The sequence below is a fragment of the Sphingomonas sp. Leaf257 genome (assembly GCF_001422185.1).
GTDB lineage: Bacteria > Pseudomonadota > Alphaproteobacteria > Sphingomonadales > Sphingomonadaceae > Sphingomonas > Sphingomonas yabuuchiae.
The window spans coordinates 13,636-25,019 of record NZ_LMMH01000002.1 but is presented as its reverse complement, the minus strand read 5'-3'; the positions used below and the strand labels follow the sequence as shown (position 1 = coordinate 25,019).

Below are 11,384 nucleotides of genomic sequence, written 5' to 3'. Positions count from 1 at the left end.
ACGCCATGTCCCCGCCGCCCCATCGACGCCCCGTTTGCCAGAAGGGAATGCTGCGCCTGTCCGCCGGACGCGCGATCGACCTGCGGCTGAAGCTGAACCTCACCAGTGGTGGACTGCTGGCCATCGGCGGGCTCGTCTCGTCGATCCTGCTGTCGACGGCCGTGCTTGTCGGGGTTGCGACACGGCATCTGCCCCGCCGCGACCGCCCATAGGCTCAATCGAGCGGGCTTACGCCTTGCTGAGCATCTTTTCGGCGCTGGTCTTCACGAACTCGCCGATCGGCCCGGCCATCATCGACAGCATCATCGGGATCGCCACCGTGCCGCGAAGCGCGGTGTCGGCGATTTCCATATCGGCCTTCACCGTCTGACCCATGGCGATGATGGTCAGGATCAGGCGATCCTCGGCGGGCCATTCCGACGACACCTGGCCGCCACCGGGAATTTTCGCTTCCAGCTTGGGGAGCCCCTGCTCGATCCGGCGCCTTGCTTCGGCATGACCCAGAGAATGGGGGATGTCGAAATTGACCGATGCCATCGAGCAAAACTCTCTTTCATTCATGAAATGACAATCGAGTGGCGTGGTTTGCCATGGCGGTCAAGCACTATGCGGTGAAATAATATATCAAGCGCGCTTACCGAATATGTCGGGGAGTGGAGCGGGTAAAGCGAACTGGTCACTAGCGTACATGACTTTACCCTCGCCTTCCTCATGCGGCGTGTCAGCCTCGATAGAGGGCGGAAGCCTGCCACCTGTCGCCAGTTTCAGGATTGCCGCCAACCGTCCCTCAATCTCGATTTCCACGCCTCGCCCGACTGGCGCGGGCGTCAGGACCACCCGGTCGATCAGGGCGCGAAGCGCGGGCACGGTGGCTTCCTTTGCCTCCGGGTCCTTCAGCAGCTTGTGCAGCTGCTCAACTTCGCGCCGGTAATCGGCCGCGACCGAAGGATGGAGCGCGACAACGGGCAGCGCCTCCACTTCGGCCAAGCTGTCACGGGCCGCGTCGCGATCCATGCGGGCCTTGGCAAGGGCGTCCTTCACTTCGGCAAATTCGCCGCCCCCGGCCGCGATAGCTTCGACCAGTCGGGCAATCTTGCGATCGGCGTCGTCGATCGTCCGTTGTAGGCGGCTGGTGTCGCGGCGCGTTTCAGCGGCGCGGCGGGCATATTCCTCGTGATATTCCTTCACGAATATCGCGACGATATCCGGGTCCAGCATCTTGGTTTTCAGCCCCGCCAGCACCCGTTCTTCAAATCGCTTCGTCGAGATGGTGGCGGTGTTGGTACAGCTGGCTTCCGCCCGATTGGTTTTACAGCCCCAACGCTCGCCACTGACGACGATCCATGACCCTCCACACACGCCGCATTGTCCAAGGCCCGACAGCATCCTGCGCGGCCTTACGCGGGTGTGGAGCGGCTTACGGGCCGTGTGGTCGAATCGGCTGCGGGTGGCATCCCAATCCTCTTGCGCGATAATGCGCAGGTGGGGAACCGCTTCAATCGTCCACTCCGTCGCCGGGTTCACGCGAATGCGGACCTTGCGGTCGACGGGGTTGACCACTTTGCTGGTCCGGTTGTGGACCAAGTGGCCGACATATAATTCGTTGCGAAGGATGCCGTTGCCGCGCGGGCCATCGCCGTTGATTGTCGACGCGCGCCATATCGCGCCGCGTGGGCCGGGGATGCCTTCGGCGTTCAGGATGCCCGCAATTGTCCTGGCGCTCTGCCCGTCGACGAACAGACGGAAAATGCGGCGCACGACTTCGGACTGTTCCGGGTCGATCTCGCGCAGGCCGCGAACGGGGCGGCCGCTGGCGTCGATTCGATTGGCGGTCCGGTAGCCATAGGCAAGCCCGGCCGGGGATCGGCCAGACGCGATCGTGCCTTTCTGGCCACGCCTTATCTTAGCTCCCAATTCCTTACGGAACTGCGCGTCCATCAACCCCTTGAAGGTGCCGCTGATATCCGTCACCTCGCCATCCGACAGGGTGAACAGTCGGCAACGGGCGTAGGTCAGCCGTTCGCGAATCGTGAAGCTGTCGCCTTGGTGTCGGGCGATGCGGTCGGTGGCCTCTGCCAAGACCTGATCAATGCCGCCCGCTTCGACCCGTGCGAGCATGGCGGCGAGGCCGGGGCGTTGCCCCTCGCCGATCCCGGCCGCGCCGGAAATGGCATAGTCGGTAAAGATATCGATGATCGTCCAGCCTTCGCGCTCGCATCGGTCGCGGCAGACGGCAATCTGATCCTCTATGGATCGGCTATTCTGTAGGAGGCTGGAGAACCGGGCGTAGATGACGGTCCGCACTTTTCTGTTCCTCTCTGGCCTGCGCGAAGTCGCGGGCGGCGGCCTGTCTGGCGAGCGCTTTGACGAAAGCGACCAAGGCCGGATCATGATCCTTGCCCGAACCGCGGGTGATTCGCGACGGGGCGTTCATATCGGGTCGAACCCATGGAGAAGACGCAGGGCGGTGAATGCTACGGCATCCATGCGGCCCGCCTCGCGATCCTCATCCCGGTAGCGCTGCATCAAATCGTGGCTGATCTGGGCGGCGCGTTTGCCGGTCGGCTTATCGCCGCGTGTGCCGTCGCGCGTCTGACGGGCCGCCATGGCATAGGTGGTCAGCACCCGGCCTCGAACGGTCGCCCGATTGTTCCAAGCCGTGCGATGCTCTGTCGAGCAAACCAGCTGGCGTTGATCCTTAGGGACAAAGCTGGCCTTGCACTCGGGACACGGGCGCGGCGGATACGCCACGCGCTGGCGAATCGTTTTACGGTGGCCGTGTAACACGTCCATCACGCCGCCTCCCGATCCGTTCGGGCGAGGTACAAAACATGGTCGGCCGCGATCCAGATATGGGGAAGCGAGCCGGGCGCAACGGGTTCGAATTGCCACGCTAACGCGGCCGCGCACTCGATCATTGTCCGATCGCGGCCGACTGCGGCAGTCGCCTTGGCCACCCCGCGCAAATCAACTTGAATTTCGGGCAGGCTGGCACCGTAAAGGTGCGGCCATTCGGAAGGCTTTTCCAGTTCAGACAGCGTTTCAACGTCACGCCAGATTGCGACAACGGCGGCCATGACCCGTTCCCGCTGTCGCGCCTCATCGGGCTTCATCACCCCCTTGGTGATGGCGGCCGGGTCTTTGGCGCGCCGATCAGCAAGGAACTGTTCCGACGCTTGGGCTAAATGCGACCATTGATCCCGCAATCGGGGATAGGCCGGGCGGGCATCGGACGCGAAGGTAACGCCGATCATTTTAAACGCCCCCATGGCGGGCATAAGGAACGGCAGTGATCAGGCCCCGCATAGGCGCGGGCGGCACTGTCACATCTGGCGGGAAAATCGCGGGTGAGCCGATGACGTGGATGCGCCTCCAGCCGATAGGCACCTGCCCATGATACTTGTGGCCTTCGGGATAAGGCAGCCCGTAGCTACCCCGATACCAATCGGCGCGGGCCGTCGTTTCCCAATACGGGCGACGGCATTTCCACGCCTTGCCCGGTGTGGTGCCGGTAGGAAGCGTCGTGCTGTATTCCAGCAAGGCGTTGAACTCTGACAGGGACAGGGCCACGGCGTCGTTGCAAAGCAACTTCATGCGAATTTCCTCGCGCTGACGCTGCGGCGGGCCTGCCAGCCGGAAATGACTCGGTTGGCCAGCGCATGGACCGCATCGGCGTTGCTATCTTCGGTGCAGTCGCTGCCGACGATTTCGCTAAGGGTGTCCGGCTGAGGCAGGGTGACGCGGACCAACCAGCAATCACGGCGGATCTCGGATTGCTCGGGGATTGGCTTGTTCAGCACCTCGCGCAGAGCATGGTCGGCCCATAGGTGGCTGTCGGGATCGCTGGACAGGTCGACGTAATCGCCACGGATAGCGGCTACGCAAAAACCGCCGATCATAAAATGGCGTTCGCGGTCGCGGCGTTCCTGCTCGATCCGCTTCGCATAGTCGCGTTCGGCCTGTTTCGCGAACTTGCGCCCGCGTACTTCACGGGCAGCTGTTGCGATCAAGCTGACCGCCTCCGCCAATCGCGGCGATACGTGCAAACCGAACTGGCGGGCATCGCGTAGCAGATTGGTGAAGTCGTCCGCTTCGGCAGTCGACACGGTGACGCGGATGGCGTTCGCCATAGGATTGGCCTTGGCCATTAGAACGGCACTCCGTCATCGGGAGAAAAGTTGGTGAGGAAGGCGCGTGCGTGGGCTGGGCCAGCGCGCCTCACCAATTCGTCCAGGCGGTCCACCATGTCCGCGCCGATCGGCCGCAAGCTGGTGATCAGGCACAGGGTGCGTTCAGCCATGTCCATGTCGGCCGCGCCGCATGTGTTTTCATGGCATTGGCAGGCGCATTCCGCTGGGGACTGCGAGGCCATGGCCTTTGCGGCCGTGACGGCTGCACGATCGGCATGGGCTCGGGCGATTGTCGCAGCCATGGCCGTGGCTGATTTCTTGAACGCGGCCGTGGCCATGCGCTGGCGGTGGGCTGCGGCGCTTTCGAGGCGAATCCACAGCGGCTTCTGCCCCTGTCGAGCGTCGGCACTGCAAAACCCACTGGCCAGCAACATGCGTGCAAGTCCTGCGGTAGCGCCCTGCCACTGGAGCATCTTCCGCGCGGTCTTCAGCGTGAAGGTGTGGGGCAACTGGTCCAGCTCGGTTTGGGTCACGCGCTTCATGCGTGGTCTCCGATCCAGAGGCCGTAGGCGACGCCGCAAATGATGTAGAGCGCCAGCGCCAAGGCCACGGCAAGGAAGGCCGCGCCAGCGCTGTCATTGCGGTTCGGGTCTTCGGGCTGCTGCTGGGGTTCGTCGCGATCGGCGGGCGTGCCAGCGTGGTGATCGCGGATCAGTGCGGGCAGCGCGTGGGGTGCGGCGCGCCAGCGTTGGACGCGCCCAGAAAGGTCAGCAGAATGGTGGTGCACGGATGGCCTCCATCGCCGCTCCATGCGGCGTGGGGGCCATAAATCACATCAAAATGTGATAATCAATCTATGTATCACATCGCCGTGTGATTTATATCCGTCGAGGTCTGTAGCCTCCGATCACCAATCCGCGAATCTCTACGCGGGCAATATGATCGCCGGGGGTTTCGAGCGAGAGGGGTTGCTGATGAGCGGGATCGCTGGAGCGCGGCCAAAGCCAATTCTGCTCATTGACGACCCGTAATTCCTTCACGGTCGCCTCAATTTCATCATCCATCCTATAGCTATAGACGATGACATGATCACGATCCCTTGGAGGGCGTGAATCCAGCACATCAACCCAGATGACCACCGAACCGTCGGGGTATTCCAAGTTCATGGACGGGCCTTTGACCTCAAGGGCCTTAGCGGTACTTTGGAAACGCGGAGATACTGGCACGTCGACCGCGTACCATTGCGATCTGTCCCATTCCACTGCCGAACGAAAATTTCCGGCCTCGACGTGACCAACCACCCAGATTGCCGTTGGGCTATTGGCTTCGGGTACGTCGCCGTTAAGCCGCCATACGGGCACCCCCGCTGCGCGGGCAAGTGCTTGATAAGTTTCGGCGCTTAGCTTGTTTGACCCTGCATCATTCAGAAAATTGTAGATGCTATTGGGGGAGACCTTCGCCTTCTCTGCCCAAGGCTTAGCTTTTAAGCCTTCCTTCTGCATGAAGTCGCGCAGGATTTTGCGGCGTTCGTCTGGGGTGCGGTCCATGCCAATGTGACTAGCAAATCGCGAACCCATCCTGATGTGATTATCCTCTTGTGAAACACATTTGGATGTGATTTTAGATGTTCCATGGTCAGGAACACGATCCAACGCATTCGCGCGCACCTCCGGGAGCCGGGCGTCACCAAAAAGGGGCTGGCTGAGAAAGCCGGGCTTCATCCCAACACCCTGCAAGGTGTCGAGGGTGATCGCTGGAATCCTAGCGCCGCAACGCTGATCGCGCTGGAGCGGCACTTGCCGGATGCCGATGGCTGCGTTGCGGTTCATGACGCCAGCGATACGGTTCGTTCCGCTGTTCGGTCATCCAATAGTTCGCGCCAGATTATCGGGCAGATGCCTGCATGAGCGTGACCCGTCAGGCGCTGAAGCGCGCCACCGATGACATGCTATCGGCGCTGGGCGGCCAGACCAAGGCCGCGCCCTTTACCCGCGTCGGGCAGTCGACGCTCAGCACCTATGCTTCCAGAAACAACCCGGATGCCTTCGCGCCGGTCGACGTAATCGCTGATCTGGAGCCGCTGACCCGCGATGCGCCGGGCTTTCCGGCCGTCACCCGCGCACTGTGCGCGATCAATGGCGGGGTGTTCGTGCCCTTGCCCGACGTGCCGACCAGCGACGCGGACCTGCCGACCATGATGGGCCGCCTGTCGAAAGAGGCTGGCGATGTGACGCAGGAAATGTGCGCGGCGCTGTCGGACGGTCGGATCGATCGCGTCGAACAGGCCAAGATACGGCGGGAAGTCCGCCACCTTCTGGAAATTGCGGTCGCGCTGGACGCGATCGTCGCCAACGTCCCTACCGAGGAAGTCCGTTCATGAAGCTGAACCTGCCTGCCCGCGTCCCCAATGAGGGGGCGCGTCGCCTCGCCTTTCACCTCACTGTTTCCAAGCCCGGCTCCCTCAAGCGTTTCGCGCGCAAGGCCGGGCTGTCGGAAATGATGGTCGAACGCCTGATCCGTGGCGACGTGATGCCGGACGACGACATGGCCAAGGCGATCTATCTGGCGAGCGATACCGCCGTTTTTTCGTCCCACTGGTCGCACCGCCCGCATGGCGGATGGTTTGATCGGCCGATCAGCCAAGTCGCGGCCTAGTCCGGGAGGCGCGGGGATCACCATGGGGGGGCTTGCTGCCCAATCTAAGGCCGTCACGCTGGCGGCCAGTGAAGCCGCCTTGCGGCAATGGGTCATGATGGCGAGCATCGGTGATCGCCTGACCTTTGCCACCGGCAAAGAGCCGCCACGCAACGAGCCTGTGTGGAAGGCGGCGCGATCGATGGTCGACCTGGGGCTGATCCGTACATTTCAGCCGCGCCGCCCGGATGGTCGCGGGTTCGATTTCGTGGCGCAACGGATTGAGTCGCCAATTGCGATCCAAGACCCGTGCAGCCGTTCCGTTCGTGTTTTCGCCGAGATTGCCCGCTGTGTCGCGGCCGGAGAGCCCATGCCCACCGATCGCCAGTTGGCCAAGCGGTGCGGGCTGGCCCACGCCGATGATGCCAGCAACGCCCTTCGGAAGCTGAAAAAGCCCGAGGCAGGCGACCGGCAAATCCACATCACCAATTGGGGCAGGCAGGAGCATCGTCAGGCGACGATTCTTGCCACCGGCCAGATGACAATCAGGAGGAAGTTTTGACCGTGGACACTTGGCCCGGTTGGGACGGCTGGACGCCCGGCGGCATTCGCGTGCGCGGCCCGGTTAAGACCGGCGGGACGGAGGAATTTGCCACGGCCGGTTGGATCAAAGGCGCGTTCGGCGTCGATCTCCGGCCGCGCGTGGCCCTGTGGGGCGAGCGGTTGCCGGGTGATGCCTGCGGCTGGGCTTGGGTGGTCACGCACCTGCCGACCGGCTGGGCGATGTGTGGGGTCGATGCCCCCATGTCCATGATGCGCATGTTGGTCGACAGCCTCGCCAAGCTGACGGACTGGAGCCTGATCAACGCCGAGTCGGCCGTGTTCATGGATAGCCGGGTTCGCGCGTTTTTCGGCGAGCACCCCGAATCGTTCTTTCCGCCATCCGACACGCTTGGCCCATGGGACGGCGACATATGAGCGCGCCCCTTTCCCAAGCCATGCGGCGCGATTTCGCTCTGTATCGCGAGCATATGGACGTGGCACGCGATCCCGATGTCTATCCGGCCGATCGGCGGAAGGCATGGGATCGCGCGGCGAATGCGCGCGTCCGGCTTGAACGCCAGATTGCCCGTATTGAGGCGGCGGGGCTGTGACTTGGCTTTGTCCTGTCCGTGGCTGCGGATCGTCGCGGCGCAAATGGCAAGCGGTGTGTGATCGCTGCTGGCCGTTGCTGCCACGCGATATGCGCGCCGAAATCTGTGACACACGATCCAGCCGTGCGAAGCATCTGGAGGCACGGGCCTCTATCGCCGCGACGGAATGGCTGAACGCACGCTCCCCATGGGCGCAGGCGGCGCGGCGGACAGGCGATGACCGGGCAGAATAAGGACGCCTTCCGGGACCGCATCGCCAAGGTAAGGGCAGAAGTCGACATTGCGAGCGTGATCGGGGCGGCCGGTGTCCAGTTGGGCCGGGGCGATAAGCCACGCGGCAAGTGTCCGTTTCACGGCTCCAAATCCGATAGCCTCGCCGTCGACCGCAAGGCGGGCCATGCCCGTTGCTGGGGGTGCGACTGGCATGGTGACGTGCTGCGGTTCGTGCAGGATTACTATCAGGTTCCATTCGTGGAGGCGCTGCGCAAGCTGGAGGATGACCACGGGCTATCCGGCCTGCGGGCCGCCCCCGCCAAACGGCAAAAAGTCGAGCGGGCCGGGCGATCGGTCGAAGCCGTCGATTCGGCCGTCATGGCGGCACATATCGATGGAATTGCCCGGCCGGGGTTCGACGAATGCCGAACCTATTTCCGTTCGCGCGGGATTCCAGACCGTTGGCTGACCGAGGAACGGCTTTGCGATTTTCGGTTCGTGGGTCTGGCGCCGATCGCGGCATGGCCCGTGAACAAGGGGCCGGACAGCGTGCCCTGTGCGCCCGCGATCGTGGCGCAGGTGCGGAGGCCGGGTGACTGGTCGGCCATGGGCCTGCACGTCACATACCTGCGCCCCGATCTCGCCGGAAAGATGGTGAGAAAGCGCAGGGACGGTTCGGACATGCCCGCCCGCAAGATGCTGGGCGCGGTCGCTGGCGGTGGGGTGTTGCTGGGTCATTATGACCCCACCGCCCCGCTTTATGTCGGTGAAGGCAATGAGACGGTGCTGTCGGGCATGGAAGTCCTGAAGGCACCTGACAACGCGATTGGATTGGCGGCGCTCAGTTTGAGCAACCTTCAAGGCGCGGCGCAGCTGGTCCGTGGCGCGTTGCCCTTGTTCGATATCATTCCAGACGCTGCCCGCGCTGCCGCCCTTACTTGGGAGCGGCCGGGGTTGGTGGTGGGGCTGGTTGATGCGGACATGGCCCCCCTTCGCGGGATGCGGGATCGGCAGACCGGCCAGTGGCTTGGCGTTCCCGTCATGGACCGGCCGCGCGGTCCGATCGTGCGGCGCGCCGTCAGCACGGCCGAACGGGCCGAAATCTGCGCGCAGCTTTTCGTCCAAGCGTGGCGGTTGCGGGGGTGTCGAGTCACCGCCGCCCGGCCGCCCATGGGCCAAGATTTCAATGATGTTTTGAGGGAGGGACTATGAGCGAGGGGCACAGCAAAGACTTGCTGGCCAGTTACGTGCGTCGCGCGAAAGCCATCTTGGATCAGGTCAGGGACCTTCAGGCCGATATGCGTGACCTGAAGAAGGAAGCGAAAGGCGACGGCTTTGACGGGACCAAGATAGGAGAGGTCGCGCGCTGGCAATGCAAGGTTGAAAAGCACGGCCGCGAAGTTGTCGATGAATCAGAAGCAATTTTCGACCTGTATCGAACTGTTGTCGACGGCAAGGCGGCAAAATTCGACGATATGATGGATACCGCCCGCGATCGGGCATTGCTGAAAATCTTCGCGCCCGAGGATCAGGTTGAACAAAAGCTCAACCGACGTCGGGCTGACATGAACAAGGGTCTGGCGCTAATCGCAGGCCGGAGAGCGGCCGAACAATGAGCGATGCATTTATCCCCATGGTGGTCGCGGACCCGCTCAAGATGGCGTGGCTCGATACCAGCGACTACGGCAATGCCACCCGGCTGGTTGCAGTCGTGGGCGGCAAACTGCTGTGGCTGGAAGACCTGCAAATCTGGGCGCATTATGATGGGCGGCGCTGGGCTATCGAGCGCGGTAACATCGAGGCGCAGCGCCTGGCGCATCAGACGATCCAGCATATCGACATTGAAGCGGAGACACTGGGAGCGATTGCCGATGACGCGATCAAGCTGAAGGATCGCGTCGGTAGTTGGTGCACTCTCGAAATCGCGCAAGAGCGGGTCAAGACGCTGCGCACTCATGCTGTCCGATCGGGCAGCGCAGGTAGCACGGCCGGAATGCTGAAACAGGCCCGGTCCATGCTGACGGCAGTGAGTACCGATTTCGACACCGACCCGCTGGTCTACAACACCATGAGTCACACGCTACGTTTCGTGAAGGGCGAAAACGGCAAGTGGTCGGTGAAGGCCAAGCCGCACGATCCGCGCGACATGCTGATGATGCTGGCCAATGTTGAATATGACCCGGCGGCCAAGTGCCCGTTCTGGATGGAGCGGCTGGCGATGTTGACGCCGGACCCGGAGCAGCTGGCCAGCTTTCAGCCGCTCTATGGCTATACGCTGACGGGGCTCACCTCCGATCAGGCGTTCTATGTTCATCAGGGCAAGGGCGGCGATGGCAAATCTGTGACGCATATGGCGCTTGGATCGCTCCATGGCGACTATTACCGCCATGCGTCGGTCGCAACATTCCTTCAGGGCAGCACCCAAAAGGCGGGTTCCGAGCATCGCTCCGACCTTGTGCGGCTGCGCGGTGATATCCGCTTTGTGACGTGCGACGAACCGCCTCCCCGATCAGTGTGGGATGGTGGCGTTATCAAGCAAATTACCGGATCGCAGGTGACGGCGCGCGGGGCGAACCAGACGAATGAGGTGACGTTCAAACCGCGCTTCAAGATGCATAGCGAATGCAACATCATTCCCCGCGCCCCTGCCGATGACAAAGGCTTTCGTCGTCGATTCAAGCTGTATCAGTGGTCCGTCTCGATTGAAGAAACTCCGGCCGGTAACATGCCGATCGATTTGGTATTGGAGCAATTGGAGGCCGAGCGATCGGGTATCCTTAATTGGCTGATTGAGGGCGCTTTGCAGTGGCTGACCACGCGGACGATCCCGCAACCGACAGCCATGTCCGAAGTGCTTAGCGACTTCTGGGCCGATAGCTCCCCGCTGGGCGAATGGATGTCTGAATGGTGCGATACGGCCGACAAGACGGCCGTGGAGAGTGCCAAGGCGCTGTACGACCACTTCAAGGCATGGTGCGAGAATAACGGCCGGGAACAGGTCATGAGCGCCACGGCGTTTGGCCGGGCACTTCGCGACAAGCACCATGGCGTGAAAAAGGACAGCAAGGGCGTTCGCTGGCGCAAGGGTATCAAGCTGCGCCGTGAAGCCTATCTGCCCACCAGCGGGGCCGGGGACGATCCTGCCAGCGCGGCCGCTAGTTCCCTCCCGCCCGTGGCGGGCGCTGGTGGTGAACCCTCCGTTGGGCTAGAGGATGATGACTATGCGTTCTGATCGGCCGATTGGAGCGGCGCT

Annotated in this window: 18 protein-coding genes; 9 read left to right on the top strand and 9 right to left on the bottom strand. The window is 62.7% G+C overall.

The window, feature by feature from the left end; translation table 11 throughout:
- Positions 1 to 47 precede the first annotated feature (47 nt).
- Positions 48 to 212, top strand: coding sequence for a hypothetical protein (locus tag ASF14_RS21260; protein ID WP_156361022.1), 165 nt, complete (start codon positions 48 to 50; stop codon positions 210 to 212).
- Positions 213 to 228: 16 nt separating this feature from the next.
- On the opposite strand, the gene ASF14_RS03215 is transcribed toward ASF14_RS21260, so the two are convergent.
- From ASF14_RS03215 to ASF14_RS21250, 9 genes are all read right to left on the bottom strand, one after another.
- On the bottom strand, positions 229 to 537 hold the full coding sequence (locus ASF14_RS03215) for a polyhydroxyalkanoic acid system family protein (RefSeq protein ID WP_042484120.1): 309 nt from the start codon (positions 535 to 537) through the stop codon (positions 229 to 231).
- Between the two features lie 87 nt (positions 538 to 624).
- Entirely contained in the window at positions 625 to 2,304 is a 1,680-nt protein-coding gene (locus ASF14_RS03210; protein WP_236696913.1) for a recombinase family protein, read from the bottom strand.
- Positions 2,305 to 2,430: 126 nt separating this feature from the next.
- The gene (locus ASF14_RS03205) at positions 2,431 to 2,625 is read right to left on the bottom strand and encodes a hypothetical protein (RefSeq protein ID WP_236696912.1); all 195 of its coding nucleotides are present in this window, start codon (positions 2,623 to 2,625) and stop codon (positions 2,431 to 2,433) included.
- A gap of 167 nt (positions 2,626 to 2,792) precedes the next feature.
- Positions 2,793 to 3,254: a hypothetical protein gene (locus ASF14_RS03200; protein WP_156361021.1), complete on the bottom strand. Its 462-nt coding sequence runs from the start codon at positions 3,252 to 3,254 to the stop codon at positions 2,793 to 2,795.
- Between the two features lies 1 nt (position 3,255).
- Complete coding sequence (locus ASF14_RS21255; protein WP_156361020.1) at positions 3,256 to 3,594, bottom strand: hypothetical protein; 339 nt, start codon at positions 3,592 to 3,594, stop codon at positions 3,256 to 3,258.
- Positions 3,591 to 4,148 (bottom strand): hypothetical protein, encoded by a 558-nt coding sequence (locus ASF14_RS03195; protein ID WP_056431525.1) that lies wholly within the window; start codon positions 4,146 to 4,148, stop codon positions 3,591 to 3,593. Before ASF14_RS03195 ends, ASF14_RS21255 begins: the two co-directional genes overlap by 4 nt.
- Positions 4,148 to 4,672, bottom strand: coding sequence for a hypothetical protein (locus tag ASF14_RS03190; RefSeq protein ID WP_056431522.1), 525 nt, complete (start codon positions 4,670 to 4,672; stop codon positions 4,148 to 4,150). Before ASF14_RS03190 ends, ASF14_RS03195 begins: the two co-directional genes overlap by 1 nt.
- Positions 4,669 to 4,917 carry a hypothetical protein gene (locus ASF14_RS03185; RefSeq protein WP_156361019.1) on the bottom strand — a complete coding sequence of 83 codons (249 nt, stop codon included), beginning with the start codon at positions 4,915 to 4,917 and terminating at the stop codon, positions 4,669 to 4,671. The genes ASF14_RS03190 and ASF14_RS03185 overlap by 4 nt, the downstream gene beginning before the upstream one ends.
- 91 nt (positions 4,918 to 5,008) lie before the next feature.
- Positions 5,009 to 5,959, bottom strand: a complete 951-nt coding sequence (locus tag ASF14_RS21250; RefSeq protein ID WP_156361018.1) for a LexA family protein — start codon at positions 5,957 to 5,959, stop codon at positions 5,009 to 5,011.
- A 74-nt stretch (positions 5,960 to 6,033) separates the two neighbouring features.
- On the opposite strand from ASF14_RS21250, the gene ASF14_RS03180 reads away from it, so the two are divergent.
- The 8 genes from ASF14_RS03180 (at position 6,034) to ASF14_RS03150 (ending at position 11,363) form a co-directional block, all read left to right on the top strand.
- Positions 6,034 to 6,510 carry a phage regulatory CII family protein gene (locus tag ASF14_RS03180; protein WP_056431516.1) on the top strand — a complete coding sequence of 159 codons (477 nt, stop codon included), beginning with the start codon at positions 6,034 to 6,036 and terminating at the stop codon, positions 6,508 to 6,510.
- The gene (locus ASF14_RS03175) at positions 6,507 to 6,785 is read left to right on the top strand and encodes a helix-turn-helix transcriptional regulator (RefSeq protein WP_056431511.1); all 279 of its coding nucleotides are present in this window, start codon (positions 6,507 to 6,509) and stop codon (positions 6,783 to 6,785) included. Before ASF14_RS03180 ends, ASF14_RS03175 begins: the two co-directional genes overlap by 4 nt.
- A 22-nt stretch (positions 6,786 to 6,807) precedes the next feature.
- Positions 6,808 to 7,326, top strand: a complete 519-nt coding sequence (locus tag ASF14_RS03170) for a hypothetical protein (RefSeq protein WP_056431508.1) — start codon at positions 6,808 to 6,810, stop codon at positions 7,324 to 7,326.
- Between the two features lie 2 nt (positions 7,327 to 7,328).
- Positions 7,329 to 7,742 (top strand): hypothetical protein, encoded by a 414-nt coding sequence (locus ASF14_RS03165; RefSeq protein ID WP_056431504.1) that lies wholly within the window; start codon positions 7,329 to 7,331, stop codon positions 7,740 to 7,742.
- A complete protein-coding gene (locus ASF14_RS21245; RefSeq protein WP_156361015.1) occupies positions 7,739 to 7,918 on the top strand; it encodes a hypothetical protein in 180 nt (59 codons plus the stop codon). The genes ASF14_RS03165 and ASF14_RS21245 overlap by 4 nt, the downstream gene beginning before the upstream one ends.
- 216 nt (positions 7,919 to 8,134) lie before the next feature.
- Positions 8,135 to 9,343 (top strand): CHC2 zinc finger domain-containing protein, encoded by a 1,209-nt coding sequence (locus ASF14_RS03160; protein WP_056431500.1) that lies wholly within the window; start codon positions 8,135 to 8,137, stop codon positions 9,341 to 9,343.
- Complete coding sequence (locus ASF14_RS03155; RefSeq protein WP_056431497.1) at positions 9,340 to 9,747, top strand: GapR family DNA-binding domain-containing protein; 408 nt, start codon at positions 9,340 to 9,342, stop codon at positions 9,745 to 9,747. Before ASF14_RS03160 ends, ASF14_RS03155 begins: the two co-directional genes overlap by 4 nt.
- Positions 9,744 to 11,363 (top strand): DNA primase family protein, encoded by a 1,620-nt coding sequence (locus tag ASF14_RS03150; protein ID WP_056431494.1) that lies wholly within the window; start codon positions 9,744 to 9,746, stop codon positions 11,361 to 11,363. The genes ASF14_RS03155 and ASF14_RS03150 overlap by 4 nt, the downstream gene beginning before the upstream one ends.
- The last annotated feature ends 21 nt before the right edge of the window (positions 11,364 to 11,384 follow it).

What these genes read in the sequence shown, in the direction of transcription:
- ASF14_RS21260 (WP_156361022.1), top strand. Translation starts at nt 48, where the DNA reads ATGCTGCGCCTGTCCGCCGGACGCGCGATCGACCTGCGGCTGAAGCTG.
- ASF14_RS03215 (WP_042484120.1), bottom strand. Translation starts at nt 537, where the DNA reads ATGGCATCGGTCAATTTCGACATCCCCCATTCTCTGGGTCATGCCGAA.
- ASF14_RS03200 (WP_156361021.1), bottom strand. Translation starts at nt 3,254, where the DNA reads ATGATCGGCGTTACCTTCGCGTCCGATGCCCGCCCGGCCTATCCCCGA.
- ASF14_RS21255 (WP_156361020.1), bottom strand. Translation starts at nt 3,594, where the DNA reads ATGAAGTTGCTTTGCAACGACGCCGTGGCCCTGTCCCTGTCAGAGTTC.
- ASF14_RS03195 (WP_056431525.1), bottom strand. Translation starts at nt 4,148, where the DNA reads ATGGCCAAGGCCAATCCTATGGCGAACGCCATCCGCGTCACCGTGTCG.
- ASF14_RS03190 (WP_056431522.1), bottom strand. Translation starts at nt 4,672, where the DNA reads ATGAAGCGCGTGACCCAAACCGAGCTGGACCAGTTGCCCCACACCTTC.
- ASF14_RS21250 (WP_156361018.1), bottom strand. Translation starts at nt 5,959, where the DNA reads ATGAACCGCAACGCAGCCATCGGCATCCGGCAAGTGCCGCTCCAGCGC.
- ASF14_RS03180 (WP_056431516.1), top strand. Translation starts at nt 6,034, where the DNA reads ATGAGCGTGACCCGTCAGGCGCTGAAGCGCGCCACCGATGACATGCTA.
- ASF14_RS03175 (WP_056431511.1), top strand. Translation starts at nt 6,507, where the DNA reads ATGAAGCTGAACCTGCCTGCCCGCGTCCCCAATGAGGGGGCGCGTCGC.
- ASF14_RS03170 (WP_056431508.1), top strand. Translation starts at nt 6,808, where the DNA reads ATGGGGGGGCTTGCTGCCCAATCTAAGGCCGTCACGCTGGCGGCCAGT.
- ASF14_RS21245 (WP_156361015.1), top strand. Translation starts at nt 7,739, where the DNA reads ATGAGCGCGCCCCTTTCCCAAGCCATGCGGCGCGATTTCGCTCTGTAT.
- ASF14_RS03160 (WP_056431500.1), top strand. Translation starts at nt 8,135, where the DNA reads ATGACCGGGCAGAATAAGGACGCCTTCCGGGACCGCATCGCCAAGGTA.
- ASF14_RS03155 (WP_056431497.1), top strand. Translation starts at nt 9,340, where the DNA reads ATGAGCGAGGGGCACAGCAAAGACTTGCTGGCCAGTTACGTGCGTCGC.
- ASF14_RS03150 (WP_056431494.1), top strand. Translation starts at nt 9,744, where the DNA reads ATGAGCGATGCATTTATCCCCATGGTGGTCGCGGACCCGCTCAAGATG.